The sequence below is a fragment of the Lysinibacillus sp. NPDC098008 genome (genome assembly GCF_044760715.1).
Lineage (GTDB): Bacteria > Bacillota > Bacilli > Bacillales_A > Planococcaceae > Lysinibacillus.
The window spans coordinates 24,595-42,735 of sequence record NZ_JBIWBA010000027.1 but is presented as its reverse complement, the minus strand read 5'-3'; the positions used below and the strand labels follow the sequence as shown (position 1 = coordinate 42,735).

At 36.7% G+C, this 18,141-nt stretch carries 17 protein-coding genes and 2 pseudogenes; 13 read left to right on the top strand and 6 right to left on the bottom strand.

The features are described 5' to 3' along the window. Positions 1-81 precede the first annotated feature (81 nt). Both ACIQVU_RS17875 and ACIQVU_RS17870 read right to left on the bottom strand, forming a co-directional pair. Positions 82-369, bottom strand: coding sequence for a MerR family transcriptional regulator (locus tag ACIQVU_RS17875; RefSeq protein ID WP_402896574.1), 288 nt, complete (start codon positions 367-369; stop codon positions 82-84). 173 nt (positions 370-542) lie between these two features. Beyond that, positions 543-1,028 (bottom strand): hypothetical protein, encoded by a 486-nt coding sequence (locus ACIQVU_RS17870; protein WP_402896572.1) that lies wholly within the window; start codon positions 1,026-1,028, stop codon positions 543-545. A 198-nt stretch (positions 1,029-1,226) separates the two neighbouring features. On the opposite strand from ACIQVU_RS17870, the gene ACIQVU_RS17865 reads away from it, so the two are divergent. The 3 genes from ACIQVU_RS17865 to ACIQVU_RS17855 all read left to right on the top strand — a co-directional run bounded on the left by ACIQVU_RS17865 (position 1,227) and on the right by ACIQVU_RS17855 (position 5,832). Then, a complete protein-coding gene (locus tag ACIQVU_RS17865) occupies positions 1,227-1,358 on the top strand; it encodes a hypothetical protein (RefSeq protein ID WP_340806473.1) in 132 nt (43 codons plus the stop codon). A 151-nt stretch (positions 1,359-1,509) separates the two neighbouring features. Continuing rightward, complete coding sequence (locus ACIQVU_RS17860; RefSeq protein ID WP_402896569.1) at positions 1,510-3,600, top strand: methyl-accepting chemotaxis protein; 2,091 nt, start codon at positions 1,510-1,512, stop codon at positions 3,598-3,600. 138 nt (positions 3,601-3,738) lie between these two features. Further along, the gene (locus ACIQVU_RS17855) at positions 3,739-5,832 is read left to right on the top strand and encodes a methyl-accepting chemotaxis protein (RefSeq protein ID WP_402896567.1); all 2,094 of its coding nucleotides are present in this window, start codon (positions 3,739-3,741) and stop codon (positions 5,830-5,832) included. A 44-nt stretch (positions 5,833-5,876) separates the two neighbouring features. Here the strand turns inward: ACIQVU_RS17855 and ACIQVU_RS17850 are convergent, their stop codons facing one another. The 4 genes from ACIQVU_RS17850 to ACIQVU_RS17835 form a co-directional block, all read right to left on the bottom strand. Next, positions 5,877-6,449 (bottom strand): 5' nucleotidase, NT5C type, encoded by a 573-nt coding sequence (locus ACIQVU_RS17850; RefSeq protein WP_340806468.1) that lies wholly within the window; start codon positions 6,447-6,449, stop codon positions 5,877-5,879. A gap of 13 nt (positions 6,450-6,462) precedes the next feature. Next, the gene (gene ispG, locus ACIQVU_RS17845; protein ID WP_402896564.1) at positions 6,463-7,578 is read right to left on the bottom strand and encodes a flavodoxin-dependent (E)-4-hydroxy-3-methylbut-2-enyl-diphosphate synthase; all 1,116 of its coding nucleotides are present in this window, start codon (positions 7,576-7,578) and stop codon (positions 6,463-6,465) included. Between the two features lie 96 nt (positions 7,579-7,674). Beyond that, positions 7,675-8,022: a hypothetical protein gene (locus ACIQVU_RS17840; protein ID WP_340806464.1), complete on the bottom strand. Its 348-nt coding sequence runs from the start codon at positions 8,020-8,022 to the stop codon at positions 7,675-7,677. Positions 8,023-8,074: 52 nt separating this feature from the next. After that, complete coding sequence (locus tag ACIQVU_RS17835; protein WP_340806462.1) at positions 8,075-8,593, bottom strand: DUF1189 family protein; 519 nt, start codon at positions 8,591-8,593, stop codon at positions 8,075-8,077. 171 nt (positions 8,594-8,764) lie between these two features. On the opposite strand from ACIQVU_RS17835, the gene ACIQVU_RS17830 reads away from it, so the two are divergent. The 10 genes and pseudogenes from ACIQVU_RS17830 to ACIQVU_RS17785 form a co-directional block, all read left to right on the top strand. Continuing rightward, the gene (locus tag ACIQVU_RS17830) at positions 8,765-10,396 is read left to right on the top strand and encodes a Na/Pi cotransporter family protein (RefSeq protein WP_340806461.1); all 1,632 of its coding nucleotides are present in this window, start codon (positions 8,765-8,767) and stop codon (positions 10,394-10,396) included. Positions 10,397-10,463: 67 nt separating this feature from the next. Further along, positions 10,464-10,943: a DUF456 domain-containing protein gene (locus ACIQVU_RS17825; RefSeq protein ID WP_340808587.1), complete on the top strand. Its 480-nt coding sequence runs from the start codon at positions 10,464-10,466 to the stop codon at positions 10,941-10,943. Between the two features lie 165 nt (positions 10,944-11,108). Continuing rightward, complete coding sequence (locus tag ACIQVU_RS17820) at positions 11,109-11,714, top strand: superoxide dismutase (protein ID WP_340806460.1); 606 nt, start codon at positions 11,109-11,111, stop codon at positions 11,712-11,714. A 1,021-nt stretch (positions 11,715-12,735) separates the two neighbouring features. Next, a complete protein-coding gene (locus ACIQVU_RS17815) occupies positions 12,736-14,049 on the top strand; it encodes a hypothetical protein (protein ID WP_402896561.1) in 1,314 nt (437 codons plus the stop codon). Between the two features lie 87 nt (positions 14,050-14,136). Continuing rightward, positions 14,137-14,400 carry a hypothetical protein gene (locus tag ACIQVU_RS17810; RefSeq protein ID WP_402896559.1) on the top strand — a complete coding sequence of 88 codons (264 nt, stop codon included), beginning with the start codon at positions 14,137-14,139 and terminating at the stop codon, positions 14,398-14,400. 29 nt (positions 14,401-14,429) lie between these two features. Further along, complete coding sequence (locus ACIQVU_RS17805; RefSeq protein WP_402896557.1) at positions 14,430-14,738, top strand: HNH endonuclease; 309 nt, start codon at positions 14,430-14,432, stop codon at positions 14,736-14,738. 52 nt (positions 14,739-14,790) lie between these two features. Beyond that, the gene (locus ACIQVU_RS17800; protein ID WP_402896555.1) at positions 14,791-15,207 is read left to right on the top strand and encodes a hypothetical protein; all 417 of its coding nucleotides are present in this window, start codon (positions 14,791-14,793) and stop codon (positions 15,205-15,207) included. A gap of 134 nt (positions 15,208-15,341) precedes the next feature. Further along, on the top strand, positions 15,342-15,599 hold the full coding sequence (locus tag ACIQVU_RS17795; protein WP_402896553.1) for a hypothetical protein: 258 nt from the start codon (positions 15,342-15,344) through the stop codon (positions 15,597-15,599). 1,638 nt (positions 15,600-17,237) lie between these two features. Next, positions 17,238-17,366 (top strand): annotated as a pseudogene (locus ACIQVU_RS17790) (PAS domain S-box protein); the annotation flags it as partial. 27 nt (positions 17,367-17,393) lie between these two features. Next, positions 17,394-17,792, top strand: a pseudogene (locus ACIQVU_RS17785) (PAS domain S-box protein); the annotation flags it as partial. Positions 17,793-18,141: the final 349 nt, after the last annotated feature.

Genomic DNA, 18,141 nt, shown 5'->3' with positions numbered 1-18,141 from the left:
CTGTCCAAGGCTTTATCCAAATGATTAATCAAACACCTGAAAATACGGTGAATAGGCTGTGCTTGAAACTCTAATTTTCTTTCACCGTATATATAGCAGAGAAGCTACATCATGCTCTAGGTCTTGCATTTTTAAACGAAGCATTTGGACATCGATTTCTTCATATGGTGTGATATTTAATTCATGTTGAATTTCGACAAGTGAAAGCCCTTGTTGTTTACGTTGTTCAATAAAGTGTAATCGTTCAATCATCGTTGGATCATAATAGCGATAGTTTGTGACAGAACGCTCTGCATCCAACAATCCAATATTTGTATAATAATCGATTGTTCGTTTTGTAATGCCCGTTTTTTCTGCAAGCTCACCAATTTTTAATTTCTCTGTCCCAATACAAACACCTCCAAACCATCACGTGATACTTTTATTATAACGTGATGGTTTTTATTTATTCAAATAATCACTATAAATCTTTCAGAATTGTAAGACTTCGACCTAAAAAAATTGCGATTCTGCCATTATTGCTGACAGAATCGCGCAAGGATTTAAAAATGTAAAAAAGTATCGTAGAGATGATGAAGGGCTTCTTCGCCACTTTTTTCGAAAATAATTTCATGATTATAGCTTAATGTAATGATTGTATGTGCGCTATCGAGCGTATCATCTGCAATTTTGCATCGCACATGGACGATTCCTTCCTCAGCAAGTTTTTTTATCATCTGCTGATCCCATGCCTGATCTGAAAATAGCGGGGGTTGCCAAGTGCCTCTCACAGATAGCTCATTTTTTTCAAGGTCATAATCCCAGCGGATATCACGTAAAATAGTTTTAAATAGATCATTAACTGTAAAAGCTGTGTCTTGATAGTTAATGTCCATAGCGCGTATTGCATGAACATCTCGACTAACAGCATTTGCTGCGGAGTTTGCTGCTGTGTTGATGCCTGAAGCTGCATCTTTAATTTCAGACAATCGCTCACCACAGCCTGACAATAGTGTGCAGATGCATGTCATACAAGCTATCTTTATCATCCATTTCACAAGTAGTCCCTCCAGTTTGGCAAGTTGTTACTACTATCTTATCGAAAAGAAAAATACGAAGAAAGGGCATGAAGGCGGCAGATTGTGACGGTTTTGCAACGATGCGACCTCCACTCGATTGTTCGGTATTTGGGACGTATTAAAGACTGAAAATTTAGTAAAGTACAAGGAGAAAGGGTGCGGTTTGTGATGAAAATTAATGATGAAATTCTTGAGCGATTAGGAACATATTTTGTTTATCATAGTGTTTATGAAAATTATGGAATTACCTTTGAAAATTTTGTAGAGCGCTGGTTAAGAGGATTACTTGAGGTTCAGTAAATAATATAGAACTTTTATATCGGTATTATTTATCTAAAAAAAAGACATAAATCCCTCTATATTAGATACTATTATCATAATAACTGGTGGTATAATTAATTTAATTCACTGCTGGATTATTACTTTGTATCTAAAAGGGGGAGCTATACATATGAATTTATTGGCAAGAATTCTCACAACTGTTATTGGCACAATGCTTGTTGTATTAGCAGTGATAACGACCGTAAATGTTTATCAAACGAAAAATTTAACGGTTGGGGCAGCGCAAAAAATGGTGCAGGCTGAAACGTCTGACCATGCTTATCAGCTTCAAATTCAACTTGATTATGCGATGGATACGGCGCGCACGCTAGCTGCCAACTTAACAACAATGGTAGAGGAGAACAAGGCTGATCGTGCTTTAACAGATGCAATGTTTCAGCGTATTTTAGCGAGCAATGAGCAGTTTATGGGTGTATGGGCTGTATGGGAGCCAAATGCCTTTGATGGACAAGACGAACATTACGCAAATACAGAGCGACATGATGCAACAGGACGTTATTTACCATTTTGGACACGTGATGGTAGCATGATCGTTCATTCCCCTATTATAGATTATGATACAGCTGACTTTTATACGCTGCCTAAACAAAAAGGGCAGGAAATGATTTTAGAACCGTTTGTCTATCCTGTTGCTGGCAAGGATGTTTTATTAACATCTATCATTGTGCCAGTTATGATTGATCATGATTTTCAAGGCATTGTTGCTGTCGATATGAGCTTAGAAACATTAGCTGAATTAAGCCAACAAGTAAAATTATTTGATAGTGGTTTTGGCTCCATTATTTCGAATGAGGGGATGTTTGTGACACATCCAAATAATAATTATCTAACAATGCCACTAGCTGAGCATGAGCCTTATACGAATATGGGAGAGATACAGACTGCTATTCAACAAGGCAATGCTACTATTGTGGAGGATTTTTCAAATTATTTACAAGAGGATAGTTATATTGTTACCGCACCCATTCATATTGGAGAAACGGCAACACCTTGGTCATTACTTGCGACAGTACCAACTGGGGAAGTATTAGCACAAACAACAAAGCTAACATGGACAATGATTATGATAGGCATTGCTGGTATAATTTATCTTTCCATTGTTTTAACATGGCTTATTCGTCGTATTGTTAAACCTATTACATTAACAGTGGCACAGGTGCAAGAGATTGCAGCTGGCAATTTAGCTGTGGAGCCATTAGCGGAGGATAGAAAGGACGAGCTTGGTCAATTAGCACAGGCTGTTAATACAATGACAAGTCATACACGTACATTGATTCAAGAAGCCGCACAAATCTCTCATCAAGCTAATACATATAGTGATCAGCTAATGTCCTCGACAAATCATATGAGCGTGAATATTGAGCAAGTGCTGACAACAACAGGTGAGCTTGCAACAGGAGCCTCCGTACAGGCAGAGCAAGCAGCTTCTACATTGAGCGTTACACAAGAGGTTGAACAAAAGCTACAAGCGATTCAAGCAGCGATTAAGGAAATGACGCATCGTTCTCAGCAAACAACACAGGCATCCAAGCAAGGGTTAGCCCATGCAGAGCAGTCCATCCAGGGTATGGAGATGATGTCAGAGCAAGTTACATTAACAGCAAATGTCGTTCAGCAGCTTAGCAATCAGTCGACTGAAATTAATCGGATTTTACAAGTGATTGATGCAATTGCAGGCCAAACAGACTTACTAGCACTAAATGCAGCGATTGAAGCGGCTCGTGCAGGTGAACATGGCAAGGGCTTTTCAGTTGTCGCAGAGGAAGTACGCAAGCTTGCTGAAGAATCTGCGAAATCAACAAGTCAAATTGCAGCGATTATTGATACAGTCGTAAAAGAGGCTGTGAAGGCAAGTGATGCTATGCAACATGTTGTGGCTGCTGTACAGACAAATACCCAGTATATTGATGCCAATAAGCAGGCGCTTGATGCGATTTTACAGCATATCGTGGATACTGTTGCACAAATTGATGAGGTAACAAATGCCTCTCATTTAATTCAACAGGAAACTGTAGAAGTTGTACGAGCAGTTGAAAATATGACAGCAGTTAGTGAGCAATCCTCAGCAGGAACAGAGGAGTTGTTAGCAACGATGGAGCAGCAAAATAACGCTGTTCATGAGGTACAAAGCATGGCGAAAAATTTAACAGCTATGACTAATTCTTTACAACAAACATTAGCAAAATTTCATTACGAATAGAAAATAGCTGCCGTATATCATCTTACTTGCGAAAGTAGCATGATATACGGCTTTATCAAAAGCTTATATTTATAAAAAACTGAAAATTCTGTTTTTTGTTATAATAATATGATAGATAGGTAAGGAGCTGATTGAATTATGAAGTTATTATACAAAATCTTACTAACAATATTATCAACAATAATGATTGTTTTCGTGATTATTTTAAGTGTCAATATTGTAAAGACGAATACATTAGCAGTCTATGATGCACAGCAGCTTGCTCAATCGCGTGCCTCTGAAAGTGCCTATAAAATGCAGATGGAGCTTAATTATGCAATGGATACAACCAGAACATTAGCGACAACTCTCCAAACAATGGTGGCAAACAATAAGGGGGATCGTGATTTAGTAAACGATATGCTTCAGCAATTATTAGCACAAAATAACACCTTTCTTGGGGTATGGACGATTTGGGAGCCAAATGCCTTTGATGAACAAGATCACCTCTTTATCAATCAAGAGGGGCATGATGCAACAGGACGCTTCCTTCCTTATTGGGCACGGAGTAATAATAATATAACGGTTGCAGCGCTTGAAGATTATGAAACAAGTGATTATTATCTACTACCTAAAACGCTTAAGCAGGAGATTATTTTAGAACCGCTTGCTTATCCGATTGATGGCCATGAGGTGCTGATGACTTCAACAGCTATTCCGATTGAAATAGAGGGGCAGGTTGTTGGTGTTGTTGGGGTTGATATTAGCTTAGAAACTTTGATAGCTTTGAACAATGAAATTACCTTATACGATACAGGCTATAGTGCGGTTGTGTCCTATCAAGGGACATTTGTCGCACATCCATCCGCTGATTATATCAATCAACCAGTCACTAGCATGGAAAAATATGGAAAAACAGATAAAATTTTAAGTGCTATTGAACAAGGCAGCTCCTATATAGTAGAGGATTATGCTACTTATTTGCAAAAAGCCTCCTTTGTTGCAGTTGCTCCTATCCAAATTGGTCAAACAACGACCCCATGGGCATTGCAGGTTACAATTCCAGCGGATGAGGTTAAAGCAGGGGCAAATGAAACGATGTGGCTATCCATTTTATTAGCTGTTATCGGTATTATTATTTTAGTTGTAGCTATTATTTGGATTGCTAGACGTATTGTAAAGCCTATCATTCAGACGGCGGAGCAAGTAAAAATAATCGCTGCTGGCAATTTAGCAGTTGAGCCATTGCAAGTGCACTCAAAGGATGAAATTGGTGAGCTTGCACAAGCCATGAACCAGATGACAGATAATATGCGTGAGCTTATCCAAGCGGCTGCTGATATTTCCGACCAGGTGCAGCTCTATAGCGATGAGCTACAATCCTCTACGAATGAGATGGGCATAAGTATTGACCAAGTCGTAACAACAACGAGCGAACTTGCAACAGGTGTAACGTTACAGGCTGAGCAAGCAACAACAACATTGGGGGTTACACAGGAAGTCGAGCAAAAATTACAAACCATTCAGATGGCAATTGAAGAAATGCAGCAGCATTCTCAGCAAACAACCGAGTCTTCCAAGCAAGGATTGCTTCATGCAGAGCAATCTATTGAAGGGATGGGGACAATGTCAGCGCAAGTGACAGCAACGGCTAATGTTGTTCAGCGGCTAAGTGACCAGTCCACAGAAATTAATCGTATTTTACAGGTTATTGATGCGATTGCAAGCCAAACAGATTTATTGGCATTGAATGCAGCAATTGAGGCGGCTCGTGCTGGTGAGCATGGCAAAGGCTTCTCAATTGTGGCAGAGGAGGTGCGTAAGCTTGCGGAGGAATCTGCGCAAGCTACAAGTCAAATCGCAGTGATTATTGATATGGTTGTAAAAGAAGCAGTAACGGCAAGCGATGCTATGCAGCAGGTGGTCACGGCGATGCAAACAAATACCGAGTATATTGCTGCCAATAAACAGGCGCTTGATACGATTTTACAGCATATTGTTGATACGGTTGCACAAATTAATCATGTTACTGTCGCTGCTACTATGATTCAGCAGGAAACACAGGAGGCTGTGCGAGCAGTAGAGAATATGACAGCAGTGAGTGAGCAATCCTCAGCAGGCACTGAGGAGCTACTAGCAACGATGGAACAGCAAAATTTAGCGGTTCATGCAATTAATAGCAAGGCACAGCAATTGGCATCTATGGCTGATACCTTGCATTTAGCACTTGCTAAATTTCAATATGAAAAATAATAAAGAGCTGTGCAAAAAAGTGAAAATCTTTTTGCACAGCTCTGTTATTTGAAGTAATTTGTAATAAATTGATTGGCTTCCTGCCAGTTATAGACACGCACCACATTATCAGGTACGGCTAGACGATTATAAGGTGTATCAAATAAGACAACAGGTATTTTTAGCTCTTCTGCTAGCATAACGGCATTATCGTGCTTATCCTCAAAGAAGGCTTCCACCGCATATTTTTTAGCGGCTGCTAGCTTATCATGGCTACCAAGCAGCTCGATATGGTCGTAGGGAATTGCTTGTGTTTGAAACCAATCTACTGTAATATCTGCTACATTTTCGCCTCGTGCCGAAATATAGTAAAGCTCAAAATCATTTTTCCAAGCTGTTAAAATATTTTTGGCATCCTTTGCTACCTCTGACACTTTATACATATAAGGCTCATTTTCCTTAAACCATGTATTAAATGCACCTCGATCAACAGGATGTGGGAAGGCAGATAAAAAATCATACTCACAAACATCATCGAGTGTAATATTGACATTATACTCTTTATTAATATGTGGAATGAGTGTGCTTGGACATGTAACTGTTCCATCAATATCAATCCCAAAGCGGGGCTTTTGCATACGTAGCACCTCCTTAGGCATTTGCTTGTTGTGCCTCTTCAGCTGCTCGCTTTTCTGCCATTTCAGCCGCTAATTTGTCAATTTCTTTTTTCAATTCCTCTACCATTGTTTCTTCAGGTACTTTACGAACGGTTTTCCCCTTCATAAATAGCAGACCCTCGCCACGCGCGCCAGCAATTCCAATATCTGCTTCACGTGCTTCACCAGGACCGTTTACGGCACAGCCAAGCACGGCTACCTTTAATGGCACATTTAACGTTGAAATATATTCTTCCACTTCATTCGCAATCGAAATTAAGTCAATTTCAATACGCCCGCATGTTGGGCAGGAAATGAGTGTTGCCATATTAGAAGCTAGGCCAAAAGATTTGAGTAGCTCGCGCGCTACTTTTACTTCCTCTACAGGGTCAGCCGAAAGGGAGATACGCAATGTATTCCCAATACCTTTTGATAGAATCGCTCCAAGTCCTGCTGCTGATTTTACTGTACCAGCAAAAAGTGTACCTGATTCTGTAATGCCTAAATGCAGCGGATAATTAAAGGCTTTAGCTGCTTTTTCATAGGCTTCAATCGCAAGGTTTACATCAGATGCCTTCATCGACACAATAATATCATGGAAGTCCAAGTCTTCTAAAATTTTAATATGATGGAGGGCAGATTCTACCATACCATCGGCTGTAGGATAGCCATATTTCTCTAAAATATGACGCTCCAATGAACCAGCATTTACACCAATACGAATTGGGATACCTTTTGTTTTTGCTGCATTGACAACAGCCTCTACTTTTTCTTTACGACCAATATTCCCCGGGTTAATACGCACTTTATCAATACCATTTTCAATGGCCTTTAATGCTAATTTATAGTCAAAATGAATATCAGCTACTAATGGAATATGAATACGCTTTTTAATATCGGCAATTGCATTCGCTGCACGCTCATCTGGCACTGCAACACGAACAATTTGACAGCCCGCTTCCTCAAGGCGCAGAATTTCTGCAACCGTTGCTTCTACATCATGTGTCTTTGTTGTACACATACTTTGAATGAATAATTCATTACTACCACCAATTGTTAAGTTACCGACACGTACGGGACGTGTATTTGAACGGTGACAAATTTCACTCATTAACTTTCTCTCCTTTTCGGGCCACTATTTTCAGCCGTCACTGTCATTTATTTTAGCAGTGTAAGAAAATAAGGACAAGGAAGAAACGCTAACTTTTCATTTTCCGCAATGATTAGCCAATTCAAACGAGAGTGGAAGCTTAATATTTTCACCCGAACTGATTTCCTGTAATTGTAAATGAGGGTTTAATTGATAAAAAAGCTGTAAGCGTTCAGGAAAGGTCATGGGCACTTTTGCAGGGTGTAGGGCAAATAAGCTATGGATGGTATCTCCTTCAATTGTTTGTACAGTAATATAATTGGGCTCACGTTGTTTTTCACAAGGGCGTGTATCCTCTGTATTTTTAGTTTGTAGGTTTGTCAGCGGTATGGACCCTTCTGTTAAATCTACTTTTACAACAAAGGCGATAATAATAATAATGGCTGTTAGAATAAGTGCTCGCAAAAAATCCCCTCCTTTTCTACACTATATTGAGCAGAGAGGGGATTCATGCCTATTATTTTGCGGTTGGTTGTTTTGGATATTTTGTCAAAGCTATTATTAATAGAATAATTGTTACAAATACAGAAATCACAGAGATAATAACTTTATAAGCTGGTAGATATTCTGCCAGCATAGATAATAAAGTTGCCCATGTAATGGCAAAGGTTGTTGTTCGCCATAGATGACGATATTCTCCGCGACGTTTCGTGATTTTTAAGATAAATAAACCAGCTAATGCATAAATAGCAATTTGACCAAAAATAAGCATCGTCGTCACAATAAAAAGCATTAAGAAGGTAAAGGGGTATAAAAGCCATTTAATATTCTCTATATAGTCAGTTAAACCATGTAAGCTATCCATATCAAATGTATCCACAGACATTCCTGTAACAAATCGACCTAAAGAGAATACTGCGACAATGGTAATGAGTAGGAAGGTATATTGAATAACCTTTCCAATAGGTAGTAAACGATAGGCTGCTAGTTTTTTAGGGTGAATAAGGCTATCGATAAAAAGCTGTGAGTGTTTCATACTATCTCCTCCAAACGATATTTTAACATGTTCAAGGAGGACAAGATATGAAAGAAATAGATTCATGTTAAAATGTTAACATTATGTAAAGAAATGAAGGGATTTCTTTACTTTTTGTTTGTAATCCTTTAATGATTACAAATAGAGATGTAGGAATTGGAGCGAAAACAATTGACAATAGATTGGCAAAGTATACTTTTTCAGTTTTTAGGTGGGCTAGGCGTTTTTTTATTTTCCATTAAATTAATGGGAGATGGACTGCAAAAGTCAGCAGATGAGCGTTTACGTGAATGGTTAAATCGCTTTACAACCAACCCTATTATGGGCGTTTTAGTCGGTATATTTGTAACGGTTTGTATCCAATCGAGTTCTGCTACAACGGTTATTACAGTTGGCTTGGTAAGCGCAGGCTTTTTAACATTACGTCAAGCAATTGGTGTGATTATGGGTGCTAATATTGGTACAACGATAACAGCCTTTATTATTGGCATTAATGTAGGTATTTATTTTTATCCATTACTAGCGCTCGGTGCAGGCTGTATATTCTTCTTTAAAAAATCTATGTATCAGCACATTGGTCAAATTATGTTTGGCTTTGGAGGATTATTTTTAGGATTAGAGTTAATGAGTGTAAGTATGCAGTCCTTTCATAAATTAGCAGATGTGGCGGAATTAACCGTTCAACTAAGTCAACAGCCAATAATCGGTGTGTTTTTAGGAACATTATTAACATTGCTTGTACAAAGCTCAACCGCAACAGTTGGTGTGCTGCAAGGCTTATATGCTGAACAATTAATTGATTTAGATAGTGCATTACCGATTTTATTTGGTGAAAATATTGGCACGACCGTGACGGCTGTTTTAGCATCGCTTGGTGCTTCCATCTATGCCAAACGAGCAGCAGCTGTGCATGTTCTCTTTAATGTGATTGGTACAGTGATTTTTATGATATTTTTTACGCCCTTTCTGCACTATGTGCAATGGGTAAGCGAATTATTTCAGCTAGGGCCCCGTATGCAAATTGCTGTAGCACATGGCTCCTTCAATATATTTAATATGATGATTCAGCTTCCCTTTATCGCTGGCTTAGCTGCTTTAGTCACAAAATTGTTGCCAGGTTCTGATGGACATATTAATGTTACAACAAAGCATTTAGACCCCTCTTTTATCGACTCATCTCCAGCGATTGCACTTGGCCAAGCAAAGGAAGAAGTGTTACGCATGGGTGAGCATGCCCTGCGAGGATTAGAAGAAACATTCCTCTATATGAAAACAGGCGAGGCTGAGCATATTCCAACAGTTGTACAATTAGAGGCTGGGCTAAATCATTTAGATAATGAAATTACCAATTACTTGGTGATGGTGTCTAAGCAGCCGCTTTCTCGTGCAGACTCAGTAAGGCATCATACATTATTAACGAATGTCAGAGATTTTGAACGAATTGGCGATCATTTTGAAAATATTTTAGAGCTGCTACAATACAAGGCACATCATGAGGTCAGCTTAAGCAAATCAGCGCGACAAGATTTAATTGGAATGTTTAGCTTAGCAATAGAGGCGGTACGAAAAAGTATCGAGGCATTGGATACGGCAAGCTTAAGCTTAGCGCAAGAGGTGACGGAGCTAGAAAGCTTAATCGATGATATGGAAGATAAATTGCGCCAAAAGCATATTGCTAGATTAAATACTAATGAATGCAGTGGTGCAGCAGGGATGGTTTATATGGATATTGTTAGTAATTTAGAGCGTATTGGTGACCATGCTGTAAATATTGCAGACTCCATTTTAGGTATTCGTCATTAATAGAGTGAAACTTTTAGCTGGTAGCTTCCGTATAAAAGGCAATGCACAATAAAAGGAGAGAAACTTGATGGAAGTGATTGGCTGGATTTTAGTAATTGCCTGTTTTGTAATTTCATTTATTGGTTTAGTATATCCAATTATTCCAGGCGTACTGTTTTTACTTGGTGGATTTTTAGTATATGGCTTATTTTTCTCATTTGCAGAGCTAAGCTGGTGGTTCTGGGTAATTGAAATATTATTTGTCGTGCTGCTATTTGGCGCTGATACAATTGCAAATGCTGTTGGCATTAAAAAATTTGGTGGCTCTAATGCAGGTATGTGGGGCAGTACCATTGGTTTATTAATTGGCCCATTCGTTATTCCTGTGGCAGGTATTTTAGTTGGTCCATTTTTAGGGGCAGTCATTGCAGAGCTCATTGTGGAGAAAAGAACATTTAGCGAGGCTGTTAAAAGCGGTGTTGGCTCATTAATTGGATTTTTAACATCTACTCTTGCAAAGGCAGTTATTCAAATTGTAATGATTATTTTATTCTTCATTATGATTTAAAGAAGGTTTAATGTTAAAAGGAACAGGGTAGGATAGTAAACGTATCGGTTTTTCAGTCAAAAGGCTGAAATCGACAAATTGAAGCTTTTTTCGTTGAATGGTTTGACCAATTTTGATAATCTAATAATGTACTAATTATTTCTTATTTTAGGGAGGAACTTAACAATGGCTTATGAATTACCACAATTAACTTACGCTTATGACGCATTAGAACCACATATCGATGCAAAAACAATGGAAATCCATCACACAAAACACCACCAAACGTATATCACAAACGTGAATGCTGCACTAGAAGGTACAGAATTTGCAGATAAAGATGTGAATGAATTAATCGCAAACCTTGATGCACTTCCAGCTGATAAGCAAACGGCAGTACGTAACAATGGTGGCGGACATGCTAACCATACATTATTCTGGGAAGTAATCGCACCAGGCGGTTCAAATACGCCAGTTGGTGAAGTAGCAAAAGCAATCGATGCTAAATTCGGTTCTTTCGATGCTTTCAAAGAAGAATTTGCTAAAGCTGCTACAACTCGCTTCGGTTCAGGTTGGGCTTGGTTAATCGTTGATGGTGACTCAGTTGCTGTTACGTCTACTCCAAACCAAGACTCTCCAGTAATGGAAGGTAAAACGCCAATTTTAGGCTTAGACGTTTGGGAGCATGCATACTACTTAAACTACCAAAACCGTCGTCCAGATTACATCGGTGCATTCTGGAACGTAGTAAACTGGGATGTAGTAGAAGCGAAATTCCAAGCTGCAAAATAATTGTCTCCTCGTTTTTAAGTTCTTCCTTCTGTAACAAAGTTGGTATCTGCTGATATTAAGTTGGTACTTCAAGTAGGAAGAAATGCGGGAGCAGACAATAGAATTAGTTTGAAAAGGAATCAGGAACGTACCATCGGTACGCTTTCCTGGTTCTTTTTGTTATGCCTGAAAAAAGCTGATGTACAAAGGGTTTGTTGCTACAAAGCCTGATAAAAATGTTCGAAGAAAAGCCTGATAAAAACGCCTGAGAGCCATTCCTATCCTCTTAAACCTTATCTCTATTCAGTTCCAACTTATTTACATTTTACGCTCGATCAAATACCTGAAAAAGAGCCTGAAAAGGCGTAAAACAGGGAAGAACTTAATATCAGATTTGGAGTAAGGAAAAAGGGGGGGAAGTGGGGAAAAGGCAGGTGGGAGAAGGGATTGAGGGGGAGAGAGGGTGAGGGAAGAACTTAATAACGGGAAGACATAGTAGAGGGTAAGGTAGTGAGTTTTAACGAAAAAAGTGTAGACAACATAGTTAGTACGTGGACATTCGTATAACGAAACCCATCGGTAAAGAAAACCCTCATGCAAATCGAAGTGTGTTAAAAATAGGCAAGGGATTACATACATGGATTTATAGATACAATCGTGAATGGTACAACGAAAATAGTAGAGATAAACATATCAAGGGACTAATAATGACAATATTAAACGAATAGAGACAGTTAAAACGGATATCCAAAAAATCGGACTATCCGTTTATTTTTCGCTAATAACTTCTAACCCTATGACATCAAAATGCTATAGAATATTAGTATATAATGGAAATGCGGGAGGAGAGCCAAGTACAATTTACATAATAGAACTGTTTCCCCTGTAATAACAATTAGTATTTAAAAGCAATGATAGTCAATAGAATTTGGTCAGATGATTGAAGGAGGATGGACAAAGCGAATATCGTTACCTATGTAAAAAAATATAGAATGTAGAAGTAATGATATATATAAACCAATCTAATAGGAGATGAAGATGTATGCAAATTTATTTTGAATCATGGATTAAGTCACAAGATATTTCTGAGGATGCTGAGCTATTATTCGAAGAAGCAATAAAGTGCTATAGAGTTGGGGCATATCGAGCATCGTTTTTAATGTCATACTTAGGCTTTATGAAAGCATTAAGGGATAGGTTACTTAGAAGTGATAAGCCAGATTTAGTACATGAAGAGGATTGGAAAAAGACAAGAAATGACTTGAGAGATGACAAGGTTTGGGAAGATACAGTTTATAAAACTACTCAAGAGAAAAAAGACAAACAAAGTAAAGTTTATCTAATTAGTAGTGACTTGATAGAAGAAATCCCATATTGGAGAAAAAAGAGAAATGAATCAGCACATGCAAAAGATACTATTATAGGATACAGTCATGTAGAAACATTCTGGCTATTCCTTCAGTCAAATCTTTCAAAATTTGTTGTAAATGGAGGGAAAAAAGCATTATTAGATAAGATTGAAAAGCACTTTGATAAAAAATATACAGAGCCAGGTACAGACTTTATCCATCTAATTAATGAAATTCCGTTGGTAGTAAAAGAGTATGAGATTCCTGACCTATTAAAAGAGATAAATGATGATTATGTTACATTGCATTTTTCTGAAGATAGACAAGAGTATATGTTTTGGAAAGAAATTGCTTACTCAACAAATAGCAATATAAATAAATCATTTATAGAATACATCACATCGGATTACGAAGTATTTGCGGAATTTATGGAAGTTTTCCCAGACAGGCTTCTCTTGTGTACACATAAGCCTGAGCTTATCAGAATCTTTTGGACAGAGATACTATTTAATAAGATAGGCACGTATAATAGCTCGTTTTGGGAACTTAGCTTAATATTATTAAGAAATAATTTAATTCCATCTTCAGAAATACCTCAATTTGTAAGGAGATTAGCTGGAAAAATTAATTCAGGTAGACTACCAAATGAGGAACAGACAATAATCCTTAAAACATATGGTCTATTTGATGTCATTAAGGAGGCTGTCTTTTTAAGTGGAGACTTAAATAGAGCATATGTTGGATACCAAAATGCTAATAACTATGCAACAAAAATTATCTATTATTTAAAAAACTGTCCTCTTGAATTAGATGTGGTAAGAGAATTAAATGCATTATTTCATACTTATAGCTTTGGAAGTTTATATGATTTACTGGATAGACATATTGAAAAAAACCCTAATTTCAAATATGAGTTTAAAGAAATTGCTGAAAAAAATGGATTAAAGTTAGCTGAGTTCTTTAATATAACAGTGGAAGAAGAGAATAAAGAAGATACAAAGGAATAGAAACTCGGATATTTCTATGTTTATTCGGCTACAAATGATAGTTTCATACGTCTATTAATATGGATTAAAAATTAAGGGGATGATTTTATGTCAGAAATTACTTACAAACCTATCGTTGAATCTGAAGTAAAAGTGTCTGAAACGTATTCAATTTGTATTGACAAGTGCATAAAGATTGAAGGTGGAGAAGAAAAATGCGAGCAGGTTGTAATGAGATACAAAAAGAATGGTATGAGGGTTCCAAGACAACCAGCTTTTGATGAGTTAAATGTTACTAAAGCGATTATTAATGCATATAAACAAGGAGTCTTTTCAAGAGAAGCCTTGGATCTTTTGAAGAAAGAAATATAACCCTTCTATCAGGTGAAGTTATTCATGGGGTGTTCCCAGATTTTGAAGAGGAGTACACCGTTACAATGCCAGAGTCAATGTATCTTGAAAGTGATATTACTCATTTTTCATACGCAAACCATGCATTAGCGGAACATATAAATCAAAATCCAGAGTCTGCTTCAAATTTTTCAAACTCACAGATTGAGCAGATTTATTCAAATCAAACTCCTGATGGTTTTACGTGGCATCACAGTGAAGAACCTGGAAAATTAGAATTGGTAAATGAAGAAGTACATGAAAAAACTGCTCATACAGGTGGAAGAGAGATATGGGGTGGAGGAAGTGAAAACCGTTAATAACAGAAATGTTAAATCTAAGTTGCGAGGAAAAAATTAGGGGGGAAATATATTGAAGTCAAAATTGTTATCTGTGATTAAAAAACAATCTTATAAAAATGAAACTATAAGTGAAGGTTTGTCTGTTCAATTGAAAAATTCACAGGAGGATATGGAAATAAATTCCGCAAATAATAAACTTGTAGATATCATGATTGATAAAACTGTTGATGTAACAATTGGAAAGGTTGGAGAACAAGTTGGACAGAAAATTGGAGGAATTGTTGGCGGAATTACATATGGTAAAATAGGAGCCATATCGGGAAATGCTATGGCAGGTTCTTTAGGGGAGTTTGTAGTAGGTAAGGCAGGGAAAATTGTAGGGAAAGAAATTGGTAAACAACAAGGTGCGAAAATAGGAAAAGAGTTATGTGGAGAAAAAGGTAAGGAACTTGTTAAAGATAAATTAAGAAATAAATTTAGTAAATGAAAATAAGACTAATATGTTTAGGGGTTTGTTATTCAGAAGTTAAGGAACATTATATTATATCTCTATAAAAATATGAAAACCTTTGGATAACTTACCAAAGGGAATCTCAATTTTTTGTATATGGGGGGAGTACCTTGATTGGTGGAGTTACCTTTACTTACGGAAACCATATAATTAAATATGAAGACCATCATAAAAGGGGAATGAGGTTACTAATAGACGGAGTTGAACATGCAAAAGCAACAGTTTGTCCAATTTTAATTGGTTCAAACTTAAAGGGGAAAATAGGAAATAAATCAGTTAGAGTTTTTTGTAAAAATTTTGCTATCTATTATTCCGTTGAACTTTATATTGATGAGGTTCTTGTCGAAAAAAAGAAATACTTAGTCTAATCTATTAAAAATTATATAAGGTTCGGGTTTCCACTTTTAGAAAAAAAGCATACATGGAAAGAAAAAGTATTAAAGAAAATTAGGCGTTGTCTTTACTTTAATCCTTATTTGTTACTATGTAACTAAAAAATAGTCATCCTACATCGTTAAAATAAACTTTATACAAAATTCATCAACAGTTGGAATAAAGTTTGTACAAAAAAAGCGAAAGAAAAACGACTGTTATTCCTCGCATATCAACAATCGTGAAAAAAGTGTGTGGGAAAGGTTTATCCCAACTCAATAAAAAACATGAAAAAAGCTCGAATAAACGTGATGTTTTTATGAAAAAATGAGCAAAAGCGGGAGAAAAGGAAAGATTTAATTTTAACAGCGTACGAAGGAATGCGGGGTGGAGCAGTGTAAAAATGTAGGAGTTTATTTTTACTTAGTAGCAAACACAAAAAAATGCTTAAACTTTTTCTCTTTTTGTTAAGGTGTCTTCACCCAATAAACTCGCTCCTAACCAAAAAAAGTCGGTAGAGTAGAAACAAGGGTTAAGGAAGAAATAGGGAATTAAAGAGCAAGATTAATATTGAAAAAATCCAGAAGGAATAAGGGTTTTCGAGCCTTTATTCCTTTTCTTTTCCTCTAAAACCTCATCCCTTCCATCTATTCTGGAGTGACTTTTTTAATCCAAAATAGTTGTAAAATCTGAATGAAAATTAGATGGATGTGGGGAAAATGCAGGAACGACTTTATTAGGTGGGGAATATTGGAAAAGGCTTGAGGCGTTGGGGGAGTAAGAGTTGGTAAGGTTTGAGGGAACGAGTTTTTGGGTGGATACATAGTAGAGCGTGAAGGGAAAAGGTTTAAGGATTAATTTGTGTGTTCAAAAAATTTCAATTAGTTATTTGCAAAGATAATCAATTTCAGATATATTGAAAATGAAAGTTGTCTCGAACATTGACACCATAGATTAAACAGTAACAGTTCGATACGGCAATAAGTAGATCTATGTGAGGAATCGCCCCGCTTACCAGGCTTCGGGGTGGTTCTATTTTTTTGCCTAATGTTTATTGAAGTTAAGATTGTAACTATAATAGATAAAAGGAAGTAGGGAAAATTGAGTCCTACTTCTTGCAATTGATTAATAAAGAAAGAATTTAATTTGAACAAATGTCTTCACCCAAAAAACTCGGTTCTCTACAAAAAAGGTAGGATCAAGGTCAAAGGAAAACCAGAAAAAAATTTCTGGTAACCGTCGGTCTTTTTTGTTTGGAATTGAATTAGAATTAGTTTATATTATATTATATAGGTTAATAGTATGATGTTAGATAAGATTCTTTTGCACTATAAAAAGGGTAGTGTAATATGATTAGATTTTTGTAATGTGATTCGTATATTGGGTTTGATCATACTACATTATACTACATCTGGGATTTGCCTTTTAGGTGTGAGTGGTCAAATAATATCACTGAATAGTGTGTTTGAGGAACTTTTTGGTTTAAGAAGTATGGAGATTCTGGGTAATGGAAGGTTTATTTATACCTTATGTGATGGAGATTTACTGCATCGTATGAATCTGATACCTGAGCAAGTTATCGGAAGGGGAGTACAAGATAACGTTTACAACAAGGTAAAGCGAACGATTTAGAAGTTATGGAGCATAAAATGATTCGACATGACGGAGATATCATTTATATAGAAGTAACAGCGATGCAAATTACCTATGAAGGAGAGTTAGCTTCTCAATCCATTTTTCGGGATGTTACATCGAAAAAATAGGCAGAAGAAGCTCTTCGTCAAAGCGAAGAAAAATACCGCCCTATTGCGGAAAATATGCAAGATTTAATTGGAGTATTTGATACAAATGGAGTGATTCAATATGCTTCGCCATCTCACGAAAAGTTATTAGGCTTTCCTCTCAATAGATATGAGGGGAATGTAGCGTTTAAAATGGTTCATCTTGACGATGTTACTTATATAAAACAACAATATATCAATATGGTTTTCTCGAGAATACCTTGTTCTGTGGAATTCCGTTATAAACACGCTAATGCTGAATGGATTTATGTAGAAGCAGTTGGAACTCCTGTGTTGGATGAAAAGAATGAAGTAAAACATCTTGTGGTGGTAGCTCGTGATATTTCCGAGAGGAAGAAAGAGGAAGACTTGATACGGAAATCAGAAAAACTATCAGTGGTAGGATAATTTGTCGATGGTGTGCCACATGAAATCTGAAATTCTCTTACTTCGCTTAAAGGATTTGTTCATTTATTAGAAAGCTCTAAATCCATTATTGAAGAAAAACTAACGTCATTTTATCAGTAGAGAGAAATATGATGATTTATAGTTCAGTGGGATAATATTTTATTTTAGAAACTACACCTAAAAATGGAAAAATATGATTGGGTATGTATTTAAATGTCCCATGAATATGTAGAATAATGTTATATTTTGTCTATAATTATATTTTGAATAGATGATTTGTGTGTATTTAGTCTTAGTAAAAAGGTTATATAGTTTGTGAATAACTCATAAATAGATAGATTTCAGAGAA